21 protein-coding genes are annotated in these 21,602 nt (G+C 39.0%); 4 read left to right on the plus strand and 17 right to left on the minus strand.

Annotated features, from left to right (window positions below):
- Positions 1-44: 44 nt before the first annotated feature.
- The 3 genes from fmt to BUA60_RS06265 are packed head-to-tail and all read right to left on the minus strand — an operon-like array spanning position 45 to position 3,435.
- A complete protein-coding gene (gene fmt, locus BUA60_RS06255; protein ID WP_072860923.1) occupies positions 45-992 on the minus strand; it encodes a methionyl-tRNA formyltransferase in 948 nt (315 codons plus the stop codon).
- Complete coding sequence (locus BUA60_RS06260) at positions 989-2,893, minus strand: RecQ family ATP-dependent DNA helicase (RefSeq protein WP_072860924.1); 1,905 nt, start codon at positions 2,891-2,893, stop codon at positions 989-991. Before BUA60_RS06260 ends, fmt begins: the two co-directional genes overlap by 4 nt.
- Positions 2,893-3,435 carry an AAA family ATPase gene (locus tag BUA60_RS06265; RefSeq protein ID WP_072861580.1) on the minus strand — a complete coding sequence of 181 codons (543 nt, stop codon included), beginning with the start codon at positions 3,433-3,435 and terminating at the stop codon, positions 2,893-2,895. Before BUA60_RS06265 ends, BUA60_RS06260 begins: the two co-directional genes overlap by 1 nt.
- Positions 3,436-3,551: 116 nt before the next feature.
- On the opposite strand from BUA60_RS06265, the gene BUA60_RS06270 reads away from it, so the two are divergent.
- The 3 genes from BUA60_RS06270 (at position 3,552) to murA (ending at position 5,903) form a co-directional block, all read left to right on the plus strand.
- Entirely contained in the window at positions 3,552-3,839 is a 288-nt protein-coding gene (locus BUA60_RS06270; protein WP_072860925.1) for a DUF493 family protein, read from the plus strand.
- Between the two features lie 87 nt (positions 3,840-3,926).
- Positions 3,927-4,580 carry a DUF4290 domain-containing protein gene (locus BUA60_RS06275; protein ID WP_072860926.1) on the plus strand — a complete coding sequence of 218 codons (654 nt, stop codon included), beginning with the start codon at positions 3,927-3,929 and terminating at the stop codon, positions 4,578-4,580.
- 15 nt (positions 4,581-4,595) lie between these two features.
- Positions 4,596-5,903, plus strand: coding sequence for a UDP-N-acetylglucosamine 1-carboxyvinyltransferase (gene murA, locus BUA60_RS06280; RefSeq protein WP_072860927.1), 1,308 nt, complete (start codon positions 4,596-4,598; stop codon positions 5,901-5,903).
- A gap of 121 nt (positions 5,904-6,024) precedes the next feature.
- Here the strand turns inward: murA and BUA60_RS06285 are convergent, their stop codons facing one another.
- The 11 genes from BUA60_RS06285 to BUA60_RS06335 all read right to left on the minus strand — a co-directional run bounded on the left by BUA60_RS06285 (position 6,025) and on the right by BUA60_RS06335 (position 12,275).
- Complete coding sequence (locus BUA60_RS06285; protein WP_072860928.1) at positions 6,025-6,501, minus strand: GAF domain-containing protein; 477 nt, start codon at positions 6,499-6,501, stop codon at positions 6,025-6,027.
- Positions 6,502-6,568: 67 nt separating this feature from the next.
- Entirely contained in the window at positions 6,569-7,015 is a 447-nt protein-coding gene (locus BUA60_RS06290; RefSeq protein ID WP_072860929.1) for a VOC family protein, read from the minus strand.
- A gap of 112 nt (positions 7,016-7,127) precedes the next feature.
- On the minus strand, positions 7,128-7,808 hold the full coding sequence (locus tag BUA60_RS06295; protein WP_072860930.1) for a lysoplasmalogenase: 681 nt from the start codon (positions 7,806-7,808) through the stop codon (positions 7,128-7,130).
- A gap of 20 nt (positions 7,809-7,828) precedes the next feature.
- On the minus strand, positions 7,829-8,128 hold the full coding sequence (locus BUA60_RS06300; protein WP_072860931.1) for a hypothetical protein: 300 nt from the start codon (positions 8,126-8,128) through the stop codon (positions 7,829-7,831).
- A gap of 48 nt (positions 8,129-8,176) precedes the next feature.
- Positions 8,177-8,836 carry a hydrolase gene (locus BUA60_RS06305; protein ID WP_072860932.1) on the minus strand — a complete coding sequence of 220 codons (660 nt, stop codon included), beginning with the start codon at positions 8,834-8,836 and terminating at the stop codon, positions 8,177-8,179.
- Positions 8,837-8,978: 142 nt separating this feature from the next.
- Positions 8,979-9,521, minus strand: a complete 543-nt coding sequence (locus tag BUA60_RS06310) for a DUF3124 domain-containing protein (protein WP_084532515.1) — start codon at positions 9,519-9,521, stop codon at positions 8,979-8,981.
- Positions 9,522-9,656: 135 nt separating this feature from the next.
- Positions 9,657-9,887 carry a (4Fe-4S)-binding protein gene (locus tag BUA60_RS06315; protein ID WP_072860934.1) on the minus strand — a complete coding sequence of 77 codons (231 nt, stop codon included), beginning with the start codon at positions 9,885-9,887 and terminating at the stop codon, positions 9,657-9,659.
- Positions 9,888-9,889: 2 nt separating this feature from the next.
- On the minus strand, positions 9,890-10,183 hold the full coding sequence (locus BUA60_RS06320) for a GNAT family N-acetyltransferase (protein ID WP_072860935.1): 294 nt from the start codon (positions 10,181-10,183) through the stop codon (positions 9,890-9,892).
- Positions 10,184-10,230: 47 nt separating this feature from the next.
- Positions 10,231-11,109: a pirin family protein gene (locus tag BUA60_RS06325; protein ID WP_072860936.1), complete on the minus strand. Its 879-nt coding sequence runs from the start codon at positions 11,107-11,109 to the stop codon at positions 10,231-10,233.
- Between the two features lie 81 nt (positions 11,110-11,190).
- Positions 11,191-11,781 (minus strand): Crp/Fnr family transcriptional regulator, encoded by a 591-nt coding sequence (locus BUA60_RS06330; RefSeq protein WP_072860937.1) that lies wholly within the window; start codon positions 11,779-11,781, stop codon positions 11,191-11,193.
- 8 nt (positions 11,782-11,789) lie between these two features.
- On the minus strand, positions 11,790-12,275 hold the full coding sequence (locus tag BUA60_RS06335; RefSeq protein WP_245802502.1) for a DUF1801 domain-containing protein: 486 nt from the start codon (positions 12,273-12,275) through the stop codon (positions 11,790-11,792).
- Positions 12,276-12,383: 108 nt separating this feature from the next.
- On the opposite strand from BUA60_RS06335, the gene BUA60_RS06340 reads away from it, so the two are divergent.
- The gene (locus tag BUA60_RS06340) at positions 12,384-13,229 is read left to right on the plus strand and encodes a DUF2911 domain-containing protein (RefSeq protein WP_072860939.1); all 846 of its coding nucleotides are present in this window, start codon (positions 12,384-12,386) and stop codon (positions 13,227-13,229) included.
- Between the two features lie 177 nt (positions 13,230-13,406).
- On the opposite strand, the gene BUA60_RS06345 is transcribed toward BUA60_RS06340, so the two are convergent.
- From BUA60_RS06345 to BUA60_RS06355, 3 genes are all read right to left on the minus strand, one after another.
- Positions 13,407-16,751, minus strand: coding sequence for a VCBS repeat-containing protein (locus BUA60_RS06345; RefSeq protein WP_072860940.1), 3,345 nt, complete (start codon positions 16,749-16,751; stop codon positions 13,407-13,409).
- 91 nt (positions 16,752-16,842) lie between these two features.
- Positions 16,843-18,444, minus strand: coding sequence for a SusD/RagB family nutrient-binding outer membrane lipoprotein (locus tag BUA60_RS06350; RefSeq protein ID WP_072860941.1), 1,602 nt, complete (start codon positions 18,442-18,444; stop codon positions 16,843-16,845).
- Positions 18,445-18,446: 2 nt separating this feature from the next.
- On the minus strand, positions 18,447-21,494 hold the full coding sequence (locus tag BUA60_RS06355) for a SusC/RagA family TonB-linked outer membrane protein (RefSeq protein WP_072860942.1): 3,048 nt from the start codon (positions 21,492-21,494) through the stop codon (positions 18,447-18,449).
- Between the last annotated feature and the right edge of the window lie 108 nt (positions 21,495-21,602).

Genomic DNA, 21,602 nt, shown 5'->3' on the forward strand with positions numbered 1-21,602 from the left:
GGGTTTTTTTTACGATTTCCCATACCCCCAATGAACATGGGGGTTTACCCAACATAGGTGTTTTTTGCCAATTTTAATCCGTTTAACACCTCTTTGGTGGTCATTTTTCTTTTTCCGGGCAACTGAATTTCCAATAAGTTAATAAATCCTCCCTTTACGGCCACCTTTAGTTCATTTTTGGTGGCAACAAGGGTCCCTAACTTTAATTGGTGCGGTTCCAAATCCATTTTGGCAGCGTATATCTTTAAAAAAAGTTCGTCCTCCCCATTGTACATGGTAGTCCAGGCAGTAGGGTAGGGACTTAATCCTCTAATAAAATTATATATAGTAGCAATATCCTGTTTCCAATCTATTTCACAAGTCTCTTTGTGTATTTTGTGCGCCTCCTTTAAAGGTCCATCCCCCTGTTGTTTGGAGGGCACTATGGCTTTGTTCTGTAGTTGATGTATGGTTTCCAATACGAGGTCCGCACCCAGATACATCAGTTTATCGTGCAAGGTACCTGCAGTATCCTCCTCCGAAATATTGGTTTTCCTTTGAAGCAATATGGCACCGGTATCAATTTTGTCATCAATAAAGAAAGTTGTCACCCCCGTTTCCGTCTCCCCGTTTATGATGGCCCAATTAATAGGGGCCGCACCACGGTATTGGGGCAGGAGGGAAGCATGAAGGTTAAAAGTGCCCAGCGTTGGCATGCTCCACACCACCTTGGGCAACATTCTAAAAGCCACTACAATCTGAAGTTCTGGCAACAACCCCTCCAATTCCTTAATAAAATTGGGATCCTTTAAGTTGGTAGGCTGCATTACCTTTAGACCATGTTCCACGGCATATAGCTTTACAGCAGATTCATGTAATTTTCTTCCTCGGCCCGCAGGCTTGTCAGGCGCAGTAATTACCCCTACAATATTACAGTCGTTTTTTACTAACTTGTCCAAAATGGCCACGGCAAAATCCGGGGTGCCCATAAACACTATTCGTGGTTTGCTCATCTTTTGATTATTTCGTACTGGTTAATAGAATTCACGCTAATTCTCTGCTCTTCCAATAATCTTTGCAAGGCCAAAATAACGGAACTTTCCTTATAGGTCAATAATTTTATCAGCCCTCTGGAACTTTCTTTTTTTACCATTAATATTTGTAAAATATCCTGTTCTATGATTTTTATAATATCATTGTTAACAGGATTTTTTTGGATACATACATCACATTTACCACAGTTGTCCTTGGAAGTTTCACCAAAGTAGTTGAGAATTTGACGGTTTCTGCACAGCTTGGCATTCTTAATATAGGTCAACATACTTTCTACATTGTCCTTTTTTACCTGTTGTATCTGTTTTATTTTTTTAGCGAAGATGTTGATCGTCCGTTCATCCTCCCTGGGTACCAAAAAGGTAATTTCCAGATCGCTATGTTGGGCATGGTATTCAATAATTTCATCCTTTTCCATTTGTTCCAATACCCCTAGCACCTCCTTTTCGGTTGTGTTGGCTTTCCTTGAAATCAATAGGGGATTGATTTTGGTCTCAAAATCGAAAATACCGCCGTAGGTTCTCAGAATGGTTTGGACTATAGTTGCCGATGACCTATTTTTTTCAAGGTAATCAAATATTTGATGCTTGGAAGCTATCATGAGTATACTGGTTCTTTGCGAAAAGGCTTCCGTTAGGGATATTACGGAGTTCTGGTCCAGCAACCTTAACCCATTGTACGTTAATGTAGTGTTTAGTTTATAGGTTTCACAAAAGGAATTGAAGGGTAATTGATAAGTTTCGCCACTACCTTCCCCAAAAGGAATCTGAAAATAGTTGGCCAATTTTCGATACAATAATTTAAGGAAGTCAACATCTGGCAAGACCCCTAAAAATTGTTTCCTTACCTGGGCCTCGTCCATAGGGTTGGTGATTAATACCGCATTTGCGGGTTCACCGTCCCGACCTGCCCTTCCTGCTTCTTGAAAGTAGTTTTCCATACTGTCCGGAATTTGGTAATGTACAACAAGGCCAACATCGGGCTTGTCTATCCCCATTCCAAAGGCATTGGTGGCCACCATAATCTTAACCTTGTTTTCCAACCACTGGTTCAATCTGGTATCCTTGTCCTTTTTGGAAATACCACCATGAAAAAAAGTGGCCGTATGTCCTTGTTGGGTTAGGTAATAGGCCAGTTCCATGGTCATTTTTCTACTGCGCACATATACTATGGTGCTGGTATTGGTCTGGGCACATAATTCCTTAAGACGGTACTTCTTGTCCTCTTCCCAGCATACACTAAAGGTTATATTGTTCCGGGAAAAGGAATCCTTCACCACCAATGGTAGTTCCAAATGTAGATTTTGGCATATATCCTTGACCACCATGTCCGTTGCCGTAGCGGTCAAAGCTATCATGGGCACATTGGGTGCCAGTTCCTTTAAAATATGGCATTCCAAGTAGGCAGGTCTAAAATCGTTGCCCCATTGACTAATGCAATGCGCTTCATCAATGGCAATAAGGTTAACGTTCATTTGCCTAATGCGCTCCTGCACCAATTCCTGTTGTAGCCTTTCCGGAGACAGGTACAGGAATTTATAGTTGCCGTAGAGGCAATTGTCCAACAGGTTGTTCACTTCATCAAAGGAAATTCCCCCTGTAAGCGCAATGGCTTTAATGCCCAGTTTTTTTAGGGTATCCACTTGGTTTCGGATCAAGGCAATTAAGGGGGATACCACAATACAGATACCTTCGCTGGCCAATGCCGGTACCTGATAGCATAAGGATTTTCCTCCTCCCGTTGGGAGTAGTGCCAAAACATCCTGACCGTTCATAACAGCACTAATGATGTCTTCCTGGGAATTTTTGAAATCCGGAAACCCCCAAAATTTTTGCAATATATCCTTTGGCTGTTGCTGCACTATAGCCTCTTTAGTTTATCAAGTATAAAGGTAACTCTTCCTTCTACGGTTTCCTTGGGAACATCTATAATTTTGTAGCCGTAGTGGGTGTAGGCTTTTTCCAGAAAGGTATGGATGCGCTCTGCCTCTTCAAAGTTTTCATAACGCTCATTGTCGGATTCGTGTATTTCCTTCCAAGGCGGTAGTAAAAAAACGTGGTCGTATCGGTAGTTTTTACAGCTCTCAACAAAATGATCGTCATAGGACTGGCCGAAACAATCCATATAGGCCACTACGTCCGGAATACCGCGATCATAAAAAACAATGGGTTTGTCCAGCTCGCTGGCGGCCTGGAATTGCTTGATCCTGCCTTCCATAATTCTTTGGCTAAACAGTAAGGGATCGGAAACGAATAACTGTGGAATACCTTGCTTCCTAGCTTCCAGCGTAATCTCGCGTGAAATCTCACTAAAACAAAAGAAGCCTTCCCTTTCAATTTTTTCTATGATAGATGTCTTTCCTGTACTGGGTCCACCCGTAATGACAATTCTTTCTAAATTCAAATAGCGGTGTTTAAAGTTCTGCAACCACATGCATAAAATGGAGTTGCAAAGTAATGAAATAGCCCTAAGATTAAAAAATTGACAATGATACTTTATATATTTGCAAAAACATTGGCATGGATCAGGAAAAATCAGAGGAATTTTATGGTAGATTAAGGGAGCAATTGGCAGAAAGTAGTAAATGGCCGTCCAATTATCTTTATAAGTTTATAGTACCTACCGATACCGAAAAAATTAAACAGATTCAAGATATTTTTGATAATACCGGTGCGGTGATCGAATCCAAACAATCCAAAAATGCAAAATATACCAGTTTGAGCATTACCGTGAACCTTAAAAATCCCGATGAAGTAATTCAAAAATATAAGGAAGTAGGGGAGGTAAAAGGGGTAATATCACTCTAAAATAGTATTTGTGGCATAATTTTGTTAATTTGCAGACGTTATAAGAGCACTTCCTTATCATAAATAAATAGCAATAAATATTTCAATTTGAATTTAGTAGAAAACTTAGAATACAATACTGAGCGACCAAAGCTCATTATACCGGAGTACGGTCGCCATTTCCAGAAAATGGTGGACCATGCCATCTCCATTGAGGACGATGCGGAACGTAACCGAGTGGCCCAGGCCATCATAAGTGTAATGGGCAATATTCAACCTCATTTAAGGGACGTACCCGATTTTCAACATAAACTTTGGGACCAATTGTTTATCATGTCCGATTTTAAATTGAATGTGGAATCGCCATTTCCAATAACTTCTAAAGAGACCTTGCAAAAGCGTCCGGATCCATTGGAGTATCCTCAAAATTTTCCAAAATATAGGTTTTATGGAAACAACATAAAGCGTATGATCGATGTGGCCGTAAAGTGGGAAAAGGGTGATATGCGAGACGGATTGGAGTACGCCATAGCCAACCACATGAAAAAGTGTTATCTAAATTGGAACAAGGACACTGTGGACGACAAGGCTATTTTTAAGCATCTTTACGAGTTAAGCGATGGAAAGATAGATCTTGCCAAGGAAGGGGAGAACTTGACTGAAAGTGGACAATTCCTAAAAAATCGTGTGGCTAAAACGCCAAGGACCAGTTCTGGTAAAAAAACGCAAAGAAATCAAAACCGCGGAAAAAAGCGGTATTAATCTTCTCAAACCTTAATGGGAACATTTAAAATAGAAGGCGGTCATCAATTACATGGTGAAATTACGCCGCAAGGGGCCAAGAATGAAGCATTACAAATTCTATGTGCCGTATTGCTTACCTCAGAAAAAGTATCGATTACCAATATCCCAGATATTGTAGATGTCAACAAACTAATTTCCTTGTTGGAGGATTTGGGGGTTAAGATCCAAAAGAAAGGTCAGGGGTCATATACATTTATGGCTGATGATATTAATTTGGACTACCTGCAATCTTCCCAATTTAAAGAGGACGGCAGGGGCCTTAGGGGATCCATTATGCTGGTAGGTCCTTTATTGGCACGTTTTGGTAAGGGATATATTCCCAAACCGGGGGGTGATAAAATTGGACGTAGGCGATTGGATACCCACTTTGAAGGTTTTATAAAATTGGGGGCCAAATTTAGATATAACAAGGAAGAGCACTTTTATGGTGTTGAAGCCAAAAAACTAAAGGGCACCTATATGCTCTTGGATGAGGCTTCGGTAACAGGAACGGCTAACATTGTTATGGCCGCAGTATTGGCGGATGGAAAAACCACCATTTACAATGCAGCCTGTGAACCATATTTACAGCAATTGTGCAAAATGCTGAATAGGATGGGAGCTAAAATTACGGGAATCGGCTCCAATCTATTGGAAATAGAAGGTGTAGAAAGCCTGGGAGGAACAGACCACAGAATGCTACCGGATATGATAGAGATCGGTAGTTGGATAGGTTTGGCCGCTATGACGAGGAGCAACCTGACCATTAAAGATGTAAGTTGGGACGACTTAGGACAAATTCCCACTGTTTTTAGAAAGTTGGGGATACAGCTGGAGCGCAAAGGGGACGACATCATCATTCCTGAGCATAAAGATGGCTATGAGATCCAGAACTATATAGACGGTTCCATTTTAACGGTGGCAGATGCACCATGGCCTGGACTTACACCAGATTTGTTGAGCATTATTCTAGTGATGGCTACACAAGCTAAAGGCGAGGTCTTGATCCATCAAAAGATGTTTGAAAGCCGTTTATTCTTTGTAGATAAATTAATAGACATGGGAGCCAAGATTATTCTTTGCGATCCACATAGGGCTACCGTTATTGGACATAACTTTGAATCCAGTCTAAAAGCCACCACCATGGTGTCTCCGGACATTAGGGCCGGTGTTTCTTTGCTGATAGCAGCCTTGTCTGCCAAGGGCACTTCTACCATTCATAATATTGAGCAGATAGATAGGGGTTACGAGAATATAGATACGAGACTAAGGGCTATTGGTGCCAAGATCACTAGAGTATAGTCAAGAATATAACTTTATAATAAAACAAGGACTTTCGAATTGAAAGTCCTTGTTTTATTATATACAGCATTCAATGTTCTTAATTGGTACCAAAGAATACTCTATATTATTTAAATATTGCCTATCTACTTATGACAGCACTAATTTTTTCGCCAATAGTTAAAAGATCACTCACTTCTTCCTTGGTAAAATCATAGGGAACGGGCTTGGCAATTCCCAAAGTTCCATACAAGGTTCCATTTAACATCATAGGAGCCGCAATAGACCCTTCTACCTTTGTTTCTTTGGCCGCAGGACGTGCCACACCGGAATCATCGGTTTGTAGATTGCACATTTCCACAGCTTCACGACGCTCTGCCGCTATTCCGGCCATTCCCTTACCTATAGGAATCTCCGAAAGTTTGGGAATTAGAAAGGGAGGTATGCCTTGATGGGCCTGGACCTTTAACAATCCCGAATTTTCATCCAAAAAATGTATGGTACCGGTAGTACAGTCAAAAGCGGAAATTACAGTGGAAAGGACTTCCTGCCAATTTATGTTTTCATTTTTAAGTAGGGCATCTATGACCGTGTTCCTTTGCGCATTGTCCTTGTTCATATACTTAATTTATTTTTACATTAGTACCCAAATTTAATAATTCCATCCAAACTATTGCCTAGGTTTTTTAATCGTGTTTGGCATTATTGACTTCAATCCAATAGCCTTCCGGATCAGTAAGGTATATTTGTCGAACTCCATCGGTGCGCAAGGTAACCGCTCCTTTTGTCCCCGGCCAATCCTCATATTCAATATCGTTATCTTCCAAATGTTTAATAAAGGTCTCCAAGTTGGGCGTTGATAAACAGAGGTGCATGGACTTATGCTTTTTCATGACCACGGTATCCTTATAAATGAGATGTAACTGTGAATTGCCCTGGACTTGAAACCAACGAAATCCCGGTGCCTTGTCCGGATGTGGGATTTCCTTTAACTTAAGAATATTGGAGTAGAAATCCGCAGTAGTATCAAGATTGTTGACGATCAAGGAAGAATGGTCTATCTTAAAATCAAAGTCTTGCGCATTGGTTTGTAGTATAAAAAAACTGAGAAGAAGAAATAAGGGCTTGTACATAGGTGTTTGATATTAATTTTAGCAGGAAAGAAAGGTAAATAAAAATGAATCAATTCAATGAGGCTAATTTACTTTTATGCTAATTTTTAGGAAATTGTTATTTATTCCATGTTCAATTTAGTTTTTGATCACCAGTCAATAATCCGCGTACAATTAAATATTGTGCTGCGGCATAGGTGCCCATTACCAGAAAGTGTGACCCTGGTATTGCCACAAGAAACTTATTGACGGCCAGGATACTATCGGACAAGATAAAGAACAGTGCCCCAATAAATACCAATTTGAAACTTGTGTGATCTACCAAGTCTTTTCTACCAAAAGCCGTAATGGCCATGGCCAAAATGCCTAGGATATATATAATTACAGGGACTTTTAACGTACCCAAATTGTCCTTTAGCATCATGAAAAGGGCAGTGCCGTAGACCAGAAGCAATACCGCCACAGTGCGCATTTTTTTCTTTAAAATGATTTTGCCCTGGATGAGAAATACTACGGAATAACTTATATGGGCCAAGAGAAAAGCTATTAGTCCAAGCATAAAATATAAAGGGGAGAGGTGATCATAGAGCAAAAGTATGTCTCCCATTAAGGAAAATAATAGAGCCAATAAGGTGTAACGGTATAACTTTTTGTCCAACCGCTTTCCGCATATCCAAAAAAACAATATTAGCGTTAGAAGAATAAAAGGCTTGGTAAATTGCCTCATGCCCTGAAAGTGAAAGTATCCAGTAAACAGGTCTAAAAGCACCACAAGAATAAATAGGCCTAAAAAGGCATTCTGCCTTACCTTCATGATGAAAAAATAATGTAATGTTATGTTTTTGAAGTATACAGTTTTCTTTTTCTTACCACAATAAAACAGAGGGCCAATTGAAGGACCACTGCAACCGCGTTGGTTAGCCAAAGGGCAATGGTATTAAAACGAATACCGTAAAAACACCAAAATAGATATATAAATACCCAGCCAAAAATAAAGCCGTTGGAGAGGCTGCTGGGGCCCTTATAGCGGTATTCTTTATACACCTGTATGGCAATAACCAGACAGGCGCTTAGACCAGCTGCAATACCAATGCTTTCAAAAATTTTTTCTGGGATACTGTGAATGATATTCATAAAATGCGGGCTTAGGGTTTTAAGTATTGATTGTTTATTGGTTGGTAATTATTCACTTCTATATTTTAACATGATGTCCTTGAACAACTCACTGGTGGAAGGAGGGGTATAGCTAATGGCATTGGCACCGGCCTCTATTGTTTTTATAATGTCCTCTTCTATATGGCCTCCAGTGGCCAAAATTGCTATATAGCTGTCAATATCCCTAATTCGCTTAACAATATCGGCAGTTTTACCGGCCCCTGATACGTTAAAAATATCCACTCCAGCGGCTATTCTACCCTTTATATCATCTTTTTCAGAAACAATGGTAATGGTTACCGGAATATCTATTTTAAGCTTTAATCTCTCTATGAGCTCATTGGGAGTCGGTTTGTTCAGGACAACCCCTAAGGCACCTTGAAACTCTGCATGCATAGCCAGTTCCACAGATCTCTTACCTGTGGTAATTCCACCGCCAACCCCACAGAATATAGGCTTGTCGGCAGCTAAAATCAAGGCATGGCTAATTAAGGGCTGGGGAGTAAAGGGATAGACCGCAATAATGGCATTGGCATTGGTGTTTCTAATAATGGCAACATCTGTACTGAACAGGAACGATTTTAACAATTGTCCAAAAACCCGTATTCCGGAACAGGAGTTGATTATCTCCGGCACCTCCACGATATTTTTTCTCAGTTTACTACCAAAAGAAGGTACCTTGATCATAATGCAGCATGAATTAGGTTAATAGCAATAACAAGAAGGATGGTTAATTTGCCTTAAACTTGACCTTATTAAATATAGTCTTTTTTTAATTGGTACAGACAGGAAAAATTGGTGTAATATCAGTTTAGGCCCGAGACAACCCCTACAATTTTATACCCCGAGTAGTAAAGGAAATTCCCTGTTGTCCAGTAGTGGAGATCATAACAGCTTCAAAAATTGGCTCGTGATTATGTGATTCCACTGCCCAATCGAAAACAAAATTTGCGCCTGTACCCCCGTATTCATCATCCTGATCAATAACAATTTCAATGGTTTCCAATGGTTTAAGAAATATTGGTTTGTTGAAATAGGTACGGATAAGTTCTCCCTGGGTATTGTAATATTCAGCTTTTAAAATATAAATGGAATCTGTATTGCTTACATTCCTCATACTTGCCGTAGCCGTTAAATGATGCAGCGTTCTTTCCGTTCCATCGTATATGGATGAGTATATGGACAAATAGGAACTACCTTTTATAAGTGAGTCCTGTTCGGGTAGGGCCATGTATCTCTTTTCCCAATTAACAGGATCTATATGACTAACTGTCTTTTCCTCGGAACAACTAAGGATCATGAGCAAGAAACAAAGGCCAAGACATATTCTTATTCCTGTTAAATGAAAATTTTTGAGAAATATATTAATCATTCTTTTAGACTTCGTTTTAAACATTACATCATTAAAACTTGAAACCAACACGCACTTTACGATCGCTTAGTCCTGCATAAAGATACTCTTTAATTGGAAAATCGTGCATGGCAAATTAAGGATAGATGTAAGTTTTTAACTTTTGCCGTTCATGTAAAACGATAGGGCACCGGACGGACATTTCATGATCTGCGATTTCAATTGTTCGGTCGTGGCCATTTCCGGCTTTATCCACGGTTTCCCTTTTGGATCGTAAACTTCGGGCAAGGTTCTGACGCAAATACCTGAATGTATACATTTTGAAGGTTTCCAGACGACTGTAATTTCACCATTGGTGTATTCCTTTGAATTTTCTTTCTGTTCCATTTTTACGCTATATTAATTCCTTTTAGCACTAACTTTTTCCAATCAGGGTGCCTCTTTATGTAGGAAGCTACAAATGGGCACATGGGGATCAAGGTCAATTCTTTTTTTTCTATATCGTTCAGCACATCTTTAACTAGTGCGGATGCTACTCCTTGCCCTTCCAATTCCTTGGGAACCTCTGTATGGGTTAGATAAATTTTATCCTTAGCCCGTATATATTCAATTTTGGCAATAACGCCATCAATATGGTACTCATATTGCTTTCCTTCCGTATTATCTATTAGTTTGTAGTCCATCCCTATTGTTTTTATTCGTTCTGTATTATCCTATTTCAAGGTACATTTTATTCTTCCAAATAGCCAAATTTACCCAGATTATAATCTCTGATGGCCTGGGCTATTTCCTCACGGGTATTCATTACAAAAGGCCCTTGTGCGGCGATAGGTTCGTTAAGGGGTTCTCCACTTAAAATTAAAACAACTGACTTCTTCGTGGCCTCTACACTAAAATCTTCCCCCTTATTTTCAAAGAGCACAAAATGATTTTCGGATACCGTCTGTGTTCCGTTCACATTTATTTCCCCGGCAACTACCAACATGGCAGTGTTATAGTTTGCAGGAAAGCTAAAATCCGCTCTACCGCCGTCTTCAATCCTCGCATTGTACATGTTGACAGGGGAAAATGTAGAGGCTGCACCTTCAATATTTTTGTAGTTACCGGCTATGACTTCAATGACCCCTTTATTATATTCCAACTGATATTTATTTATCCGGTCATTGGTTATTCCCTGATATTTTGGAGTGGACATTTTGTACTTGGCAGGAAGGTTTACCCAAAGTTGGGCCATTTGGAAATAACCACCTTCTTTACTAAATTTCTCTTCGTGATATTCTTTATGGAGTATTCCAGAGGCTGCGGTCATCCATTGTACGTCCCCCTCGCCAATAACGCCACTGTTGCCCGAACTATCATGATGGGCCACTTTCCCTTGATAGGCTATGGTAACCGTTTCAAAACCTCGGTGAGGATGCACACTTACTCCTCTAGGCTTATCGGTAGGAGGGAAGTAGAACGGTGAATTATAATCCAGAAGGATAAAGGGATCCATTCTTTCCATATCCAACCTATATCCCCTGGGGATAAAATTATGTACCCTAAACCCATCTCCCACATAGTGCGGTTCTCTTGGAGCCACTACTATTTCTATATTCTTTGTATTCATCAATATCTATTTAATAATTATATAGCAATAATACAAGGATATAGGGTCCTGTGCATTGATGTATGATAAGTAATATAGACCTTAGTTGGGTTTAAAGTTCTTATGTGCCAATTCCTTACGTACCCTGCTCAGACTTTCCGGGGTAATACCCAAATAGGAAGCGATCATCCATTGTGGCACCCTTAGCGTTAGATCGGGGTATAATTTTATAAAATTCATATATCTCAATTCCGCACTGGCGCTCAATAAAAGGTTTATTCGTTTTTGTTGGTGTCGAATATGGTTTTGAAGGGCTATTTGATTGTAGTTCCTAAAGGAAGAACTTATTTCACTGGCTTCATTTATGAAGTCCGAACTTATTAAAACTACCCTGGTATCCTCTACGGCATCGATGAACAAATCTGAAGGTTCATTAAAAAATGCAGAGCTACGATCGGAAACGATCCAATTTTCGGAACCGAATTGTATTATATGTTCCTTGCCAGCATCATCTACCGTATAGGAGCGTAAGAGGCCGTTTTCAACAAAGAAGGAATGTCTACACACTTCTCCCGGACGCAGGAGTACTTCGCCTTTTTCAACATTTCTGAATTCTACTTTTTTGATAAGCAGTTCAAATTCAGGTTCCGCTATATTCGCCTTGGTCTTTAGGTATTTAGTGAAGTTTTGCATGTAAATATTTATTGGGAATGTTCGATTTTATAATGAAGGTAGGATGATCTTATCATTTCGGAAAGAACGTCCATATCAATATCCGATAGGCGTTTTATATACAGACAGGCTTTGCCTGTTTTGTGGGGACCCAATTGTTTCAAAAGCTCTTGTTGATTGGAAAATCCTGACATAATGTAGATGGAGAAATTGGCTTTTCTAGGGGAAAATCCCGTGATGCACATATCTCCTTCCCGACCTGAATCGTATTTATAATGATAACTACCAAAGCCGACTATACTTTCGCCCCACATTACTGCCGGTTCATGGGTAATGTTTTTAAACAATTCCATTAATACATATGCGTCCTTACGCTTTTCTTCGTCCTCCATGGAGTCTAGAAAAGCTATAACGGATTTATTGTTCGCTTTGGTTTTGTTCTCGGTCATCACTTCAACATTGGAGTTCCATAAATTTACTAAAAAAGGAGTAATGCAGTACAGCTTAAATATCATTATCGCTTTTGAAGATATTATTATTAGTTGGGTATAATACGACAGACCCACTTCCAGATTAGGCTTTTAATATGTAATTTAGCATAAACATTCTAAACACTTATCAACATGAAAAAAATAGCACTTTTTGTATTTATGATTGCTGTATCCTTTGGAGTACAGTCACAGATTTCGACACCGGCCGCGAGCCCGTCCTCTACCTTGATCCAAAAGGTTGGATTGACCGACGTAAAGTTGGAATATTCCAGGCCATCCATGCGTGGAAGAACCATTTTTGGGGATTTGGTGCCTTATGATAAATTATGGAGAACAGGGGCCAATGCCAGGACCAAAATAACCTTTAGTGAAAATGTAAAAATTGATAATCAAGAACTTAAAGCTGGTTCCTACGCCATATATACCAAGCCCGGAGCAACTTCCTGGGAGGTAATGTTTTATACCGAAGCCGACGGAGGAGGAACTCCCGCTACTTGGGACGAAAGCAAAGTTGCCGCTAAAACAACGGCTCAAGTTCAAAATCTGCCATTTCAGGTTGAAACATTTACGATATCTATAGACGGCCTTTCTGATAACGGTGCCACCTTGGGCATGTATTGGTCAGACGTATATGTAGGGGTAAAGTTTGATGTTCCTACGGACAAAGCGGTGACCAGTGCTATAGAAAAGGTAATGAAAGGTCCTGATGCCAACGATTATTATGCCGCTGCCGTATATTATATGAATGCTGATAAGGATATCAATAAGGCCAAGGAATGGATGGAAAAGGCTATGAGTATGACCTACGAACCCGCTTTTTGGCAGTTGAGACAACAATCCTTGATCTACGCTAAGGCCGGAGACAAAAAACAAGCCATTGAAACTGCTAAAAAATCGTTGGCCGCTGCTGAAGCTGCGGGTAATGATGACTATATTAAGATGAACAAAGACTCCCTAAAAGAGTGGGGGGCTAAGTAATATCTTTGTACCGATTTAAAAAGCTCACTTATTAGTGAGCTTTTTTTTTGGTTAATTTGATGGTATTATTTGTTAGGTTATTAAATAATATACTAAATAAGAATTATTGTCTTTTTCAGTTTTATTAATCTATAACAATTCTATTATTGATGGGACTTCCTTTATGGTTTAAAACAATTATTTATTTATTTGCTCATAAAAATGGGTCTTTTCGTTATTGTTTGCTACAATAACCCATTTTTTATCTCCGTTAAAAACTGAAATAATTCTTTTAGCATCCTTGTTAGCAAAAAAACCACTTTCCTTAACGCTCAGTGGGTCAAAACCACCTTTCCCATTTCCTAATAATAATACTCCGGTTCCGGCGTCGTTCCGTGGCGTTTCGATTTCTGAAACAAACAAATTCCCTACGGCCAATACATCAAGTTTGCCATCGTTATTAAAATCTTCCAATAACATATCATTGATATTGGATAATTGAGCCATATTGGGTAATGCGGAAACCTTGAAATTACCATTGCCCAAATTCTCTATATAGGATGAAGCAAAAGTATCGGCTTTATAATGTAGCGATCTTTCCAAATTTTCTTTGCCATAAACTTGATCTAGTTCCATAGACGCGAATAGATCATACTTTTTAATTTTGTCTTTGAGTCCTGGTATTTGTTCCGACGAACACGAAAACCCTCTTAATGGATAATGCTTTTCGCCATTGTAATACCCCAGCACAATATCATAACTGCCATTATTATCAAAATCATTATAGTAAATATCAAAGGGTTTTTCTGGAGAAGTTTTATATTTATAATTTAAACCGATGTTTCCAGCTATAAAATCAATATCTCCATCTTGGTCAAAATCCCCTTTATCGAGGCTGAACCACCAACCCGATGTTCCATCCAATACCGGATTTGTTATTTTATTCAAAATTCCTTGGCTATTTTTAAATATTGTTATGGGCATCCATTCTCCGACAACAATAAGGTCTATATGGCCGTCATTGTCATAATCACTCCACACGGCATCCGTTACCATTCCCAAATTTTTTAATTCTGGAGCAATTTCCATGGTACGGTTTACTAATTGTCCGTTTTCATTTTTTAAGATCATACTGGTTGCCGGTCTGGGGTAATTATGGGGTACATGTCTTCCTCCAACAAAAAGATCCAAATCCCCATCATTGTCAAAATCCTCTGCGATAACTTTGGAACCACTATTAACATAAATATTCAGGATGGTATCTTTTGCGAAACCACCTTTACCAGTGTTCAAATATAGTCGATCTAAATAATGAGGGTCATTAGCTCCATATTCATTTCCTCCACTTACCACATATAAATCTTGAAATCCATCCCCATTAATATCAACAAACAAGGCGTCTACATCTTCGTAATCTATGTCCTTTTTCCAAATTTCATCTTGCATTTTTGAAAAGCCGCCATTTTTATCAGCGATATATAGTGATGCCTCTATACCAAATGCCCCGCCGATAAAAATATCTTCCAAACCATCATTATTAACATCTCCTTTTGCCATAGCAGGTCCAAACTGGGACATTTTATGTGGTAACAAAACTTGATGATCATAATCGTTGAATTCGTTGTCTTTATGGGTATAAATAAATGGCAAATCATCTAGTGCCTCTATGAATATTGATGGAGTAACCTTTATATCAGAGTTAGACTTATGTATACCATTGGTCATGTTTAAATCTAATATTTGATTGGTTTTAACGTTCTTTAAAACTTCATAAGTATCGTTAGGCCATTGAACCACAATACTGTCAATAACCATGGTCGTATTTAACCCAAAATGCAGATTGGGCTCACTTGTTGAATATATACCCCTTACATTAGTATGTTCCAAAAATTGCATGTTCCCATTATCGTATAATGTAATTTTTGTTCCAAAAAGAGCTCTATTACTTGAATCATTTAATCTTAACCGTAAATAATTAGTTGAGTCAAATTTTTCCGAGTTGTTTTTATATAAGTAGGCTTTTTCATTAATATTATTGACTATTAGATCCAGATCTCCATCATTGTCCAAATCGGCGTAGGCGGAACCATTGGAAAATGATTCTTCCTTTAGTCCCCAATCCTCGATAACCTTTTTAAAATTAAGATCTCCCATGTTCTTATAAGCATAATTTTGTAATGGCTGTGAAGGAAGAACGGATAGAATCTTATCTAGATCTAAAATATCGAAAACACTTGTAATGTTACCACCTTGCGGATTTTCTTCCAAATACTTAAAAGTTGCTTCGTTAATTAGGCTTCCTACTTTTTTATCTGCATCCGTGTTTCTAATATCATGAAGAAGGCCATTGGTAATATAGGTGTCCTTTAAACCATCATTATCAAAATCAGCAATTAGGTTGGACCAACTCCAATCGGTTGCAGCCATCCCAGTAATTTGTGCAACATCACTTAAGGTTCCGTTTCCATTATTTAACTGTAAGGCATTATACATATACTGATAATGACCACCTTCATCCACAACTTTCCAAAACGAATCGGGATTCATTCCACTCATGTTCGATTTTAATCTGAAATTGTCCTCGGCAACCATGTCTACCACAAAAATATCCAAGAGGGCGTCATTGTTAATATCAGCAACATCCACACCCATACTATAGTAGGACATGTGGTTGAGTGCCTTGTCGGCAACATTGGTGAATGTACCATCCTTATTGTTCAAAAGAAGAAAATCCGGTGCATTAAAATCATTTGCAACGTAGATATCTGTCCAACCATCGTTATTGATATCACTTGCAGAAACCCCATTGGGGAATCCGGTAAGTAGTAGTCCGGCTTCCTTAGTTGTTTCAATAAAAAAATCCTTACCTGTGTTATTAAATAGTTTTATATGATATTCCTCTTTAAGCAAAGTTGTGCCAGAAAATTGGGAATAACTTCCAGGGTTTGGTGGCTGGGTCAATAAAAATAAATCTAACAATCCATCTTTGTCATAATCTAAAAAAGTGGCGTGCCTTGTCCTTTGGGAATCAGCCACCCCATATTTTGAGGCAGACTCCACAAATTTTCCGTCCCCATTATTTATATATAAAAGATTGGTTCTCCACTCGGGCTTGTCGTCATAAAGTTCCCTGCTAACGTATATATCCAAATAACCATCATTGTTCACATCTGCGATGGTTACCCCTGTGGACCATCCGCCATCGTCATTGATTCCTGAATTTTGAGTTACATCTTTAAATTCAAAATTTCCTTGATTAAAATATAACTTGTCGGGAACCATATTGCCCGCGAAATACAAATCTTGTAACCCATCATTATTAAAATCACCTACTCCGACACCAGCTCCTCCATAAAAATTGGAATAAATTAAGATATTGGCATCTTTTCTGTCCTTAATTTTATTATTGAAATCTATCTTGGTCTGTGAAGATTTCATGAGGGTAAACCTATTTGAATCTTGGGCCGATGCAACATAGGAGATCAAATATAAAATAAAGAAAAGGAACCAAAAATGCAGGAACTTTAATATTCTATTTTCCATATTGTAAAAGTATTTAGAATAGAAAAGGAGAGTTTCCTCTCCTTTTCTTACTAACTTAAATAAAATTGTGATTCAAAACAATACAAATCTGTTATTTTGCCCACCACATTTTAGTGGTCCATGTATCTCCACCCATATTGGATACAGCAGCATTAAAATTATCCGGGTTGTTACTGCTTTCTGAAGAAGGATAAACCTGTCGTAAAGGAATTTGACCATTTGAGAAATTTCCTGAGAAATTAACAGGTGTCAATACAGGGTAACCTGTTCTTTTCCAGTTGTTCCAGGTTTCTACAAAATTACCCATAAGCCCAGTTGAAGCCCAAATTTGTTCATTAATCATCTGCAAAGATGCTTCAGTGGAACTTACATCCAAAGGATTGGCAGCAGCAAAGGCAAGGGCATCTGCCTCGGTTAATTGAGTAGCTGAACCAAAGGAATTCATTGAAAGCATAACCCCTACTATTCCATTGCTATAATGTTGGGCGGCGCTTCCAGGAGTAGTATAACCTCTCGCGGCAGCATCGGCCAATAGCAATTGAATTTCTCCATAGGTGAGAATAAAAATAGGTGCACTTCTTTCCCTATAGATACCTGTGGGTCTGGAATAGTTACCAATTTTGGCTTCGTCATCTCCAGTTCCAGATGGCCCAGGAAAATCAGGGTGATTACTTATATCCGTAGCACCACCACTGGTGTCGTAACCGTTTGGCAACCCTATTTGAATAGCTGGATCTGAATTTCCAACAGAATTTGGGTCAAAGTTAGCTGCTAGCCCAGCAGGAGGTACTTCTGCAGATATACTTAATCGGGGGTCATCGTTTGCAACTAGGTAATCTATCAGTGGTTTGCTCCAACGAACTTCATAAGTATCATCAACAGTTCTTAAGGAATTAGCATTGGTGTTAGGAAAATTATCAGCATCCATTGGAAGCACGGCTTCATCTGCTGTACTTGCGAAAATTCCGCCAGCCAAGGCTTTGGCCAAATAGGACTGAGCCTCAGTGGGATTGGAATTCACCATTCTCATTGCAAGTTTAAGCATCAATGAATAACCAAATTTTCGCCATTTGCTTATGTCACCAGCATAAAGAGGATCATTGGTAGGTGACCTTTGAGATGCGTCCATAGCATTTAAAGCCGATTCCAAATCTTGAAGCATTGCCGGATATAGTACCTCCTGCTTATCATATACCGGTTGTGTAATACCTTCTTCGGCCATTAATGCTTCAGAGTAAGGAATATCACCATAAATGTCGGTGATGAATGATAAATTCAGGACTTTCATCATTTTACCCAAAGCCTGCAAGTTGACCAAATCTGGATTTTCACTGGATAATTTCTCCATTTGGTCTGCCCTAGATGCATTAGCAAAATCACTGTTCCAAACATTCTGTATATAGGAATTTATACTCCCTGAAGCTACATATTTGTCCCCATTGGAATAGTAATTGGCACCACCGGTCGTGGTGGAAGCCAAAGTTTGTGTCCACATACTCTGGAACAAAATAGATCCGCTGTAGCCTACTGTGGTATTGGCATATCCTGCCAGAACATTTGGCAAAATTAGGTTGGGATCAAATATATCCGCACCTGCTCTGTTGGGGTCAGTATTTATTTCATCGAAATTATCATCGCATGATGATAAAATCAGTAAGAACCCTATAAAAAATATATTAAGATATCTTTTCATAATTATTGTAATTTAAAATTAACATTTAACCCTATGCTACGAGTAGATGGCAAACTTGTTCCTTCGATACCAGTATAATTAATATTGGCGCCAAAATTGTTCTCAGGGTCAATATTCTTAGCATTCCTCATAAGGATAGCCAAATTTCTAGCAACCAAGGAGATATTTACACCTTTAAGTACATTTGTATTTTGAAACAAATCTGATGGCAAAGAATACCCCAATACTAATTGTCTTAATTTAATAAAGTCTCCATCAACAACACTTGTACCGGTAATATTTTGAGCAAGAGCCTTATAATATGCTTCTGCATCTGCTGTAATCCCGTTGGTGGTTACCCCACCTTCACGACCTACTAGGGTCGTTTTGTTCAAACCTCTCCAAGTAGAATAGTACTCGGTGGCAGAAAGCACTTTGTTTCCAAAACTATAATCTATCAAAAAGGATAGGTTGAATCCTTTGTAATTAAAGTCGTTATTCCAGCCTCCGTAAAGATTTGGTAGAACCGAACCAAAATTCTTAAATTCTCCTCGTACAGGAAGCCCAGCCGCATCTACTACTATGTTACCGTTGGCATCATAGGTATAGTCGTATGCTCTGATCTGAGGGCCGGCCTCACCAACTACAAACGAGGTAACGGCATTGCCTAAAGTACCTCTATTCTGTCCTAAATTAATGGGGTTGTCGGCCAAGTCTGTTTTCAATACCTCATTTTTCAAAGTTGTTAAGTTCAACGAAGTTGTCCATGAGAAATCATCATTCTGAATAGGAACACCTGTAACCAAAACTTCCAAACCTTTATTTTGAACAGATCCATTTCCAATTACACCAGAAGAAAACCCTGATGAAATAGAATATTGTGCATTTTGAATCTCATTCTTGGTTTTCTTATCAAAATAAGAAATATCAAATGCCAATCTATTTTGAAAAAACTTGACATCGAGTCCAAATTCATACTCACTAATAGTAAATGGTTTTAACGTATTAGGTAAACTAGTAGGGGAAGAACCTGTAGGTATTCCATTAAAAGTGTTCCCAGAATTGTAATACACCTGTGTTAAATAAGGATCCGCCGGTTCTCCACTAGTAACTGCATAGGATGCCCTAAATTTACCATACGAAAGACTTTCTGAATTTATAAGATCCGAAAAGGTGAACGCACCTGTCACAGAAGGGGTAAAGATATCGCGATTTCCAGCAGGTAAGGTCGAATACGTATCATATCGTCCGGTTGTACTTAACGTTAAATATCTCTTATAACTAAAATCCAAGGAATAGTAAGCCGACTGTACTTCCCTTTCATTAAACCCATAACTTCTTGATTGAGTCTCCGTATTTGCGGGAGTATATAAATAAGGTAGAACAAAGCGGCCACCGCCTACGCCAACGGTTTCAAATCTATTTTTCCTTAAATTGGTACCTAATAAGGCGTCCAATTCAAAGTCATCAGTAATAACGAAAGATCCAGCTAACAACCCTTCTAGGTTAAATTCAGTAGTTTCAGATTGACCTTTACGACCTAGGCCACCTTTAAGGTCTCCTGTATAGGCCAATCCCCAGGGATCAACTTGAAAGTCTGAATCATGTCCAACATCATTACCCATACGTACCATGGCATATATGTTTTCAGTAAAGTTGTATTTTGTGGACAAAATAGAGATGGTTCTTTTCCTTCCAAAATCATTTACTCCCTGATTCGCTATAAAATATGGGTTGGTAACGTAGATGTCATCACTAAATACAGTTTCAGCACCGGTGACAGGGTCATATCCGGGAGCATAAATTGTGGGATCCACATTAGGTGCTAAAAACAGGAAGTTGTTTGGGTTTTTAGGACCATCGCTCAATAATGGACGATTGTCAGTCTGTTCATCGATGTAGGAAATCTGAGCCGAAACATTCAGTTTATCGGTAATGTTTTGATCAGCGCTAAAAGTAAAATTATACCTTTTAACTCCACTGTTGGGAACTATTGATTTTGCATCCAAGTAGGAAGCCGATACCCTGAAGGAACCATCACCTAAACCTTTGGTTACACCAACGGTATTGGTAAAATTACTCCCGGTCCTATAAAAATCAAGATAATTATTTTTGGCAACATCATAGGTGTACTGGTTTCCATCGAAACCCACCACTTGACTACCATCCAATTTGGCTCCCCAAGATGATCTGGCAGTGGTACGCGCGTCAGGTGCAGTAACAGGTTTTATACCACCAACACCTTGGCCATATTCCTTTTGAAAATCGGTAAAATCCACACCTTGCTCCACTGTATAATTAGTGTTGTATGAAACCTCCCAATCAGAACCTTTTTTTCCTTTTTTAGTCGTAATTAAAATCACACCGTTTGAAGCTCTAGAGCCATATAAAGCGGATGCAGACTGACCTTTAAGAACGGTCATTTTTTCAATGTCATCAGGGTTAATGTTCCCAATACCATCACCTCCATCGGCACCACCCCATTGGCCGGCACTACCACGCTGAGTATTATCTAAAGGGACCCCATCGATTACAAATAAAGGAGATCCTCCAGATGTACTTGAAAGACCACGCAAGAAAATTTTGGAAGTACCACCTGGACCACTACTTGTTCCCTTGATGTTAACCCCAGCTACACGTCCTGCCAAAGAATTGGCAACGTTTACCTCCCTGGCCTTGGTGAAATTTTCGGCATCAACAGTGGTAACGGCATATCCAACTTTACGCTGTTCTTTTGTAATACCCAAAGCCGTTACAACCACTTCGCCCAGTTGTTCCGCATCTTCCTGCATAGATACATTAATAGTATTGGATGCACCTACAGTTACCGATTGGGTTTTCATTCCAAGAAATGAAAATACCAATACATCACCGCTTGCTGCCTCAATGGAATAATTTCCATCAAAATCAGTCTGAGATCCAGTTGTGGTTCCTTGTACAAGCACGTTTACACCTGGTAGAGGGGAACCATCCGTAGCATCAGTGACCGTACCTGTCACCGTTTTGCTTTGCGCCAGTAACGGATAGGCTCCGAACACTAGTACAAAAAATAATAGCAATTTTTTGACCATAATAAAGTTGTTTGAGTTAATAAATTAGTTGTTTGTTAATATTAAGTTAAGAGTGAAATTAATCTTTTTTTTTAATAAAACAAATAGTATAGGTACAAATGTGTTCGA

This window comes from Arenibacter palladensis, from assembly GCF_900129275.1.
Classification (GTDB): domain Bacteria; phylum Bacteroidota; class Bacteroidia; order Flavobacteriales; family Flavobacteriaceae; genus Arenibacter; species Arenibacter palladensis.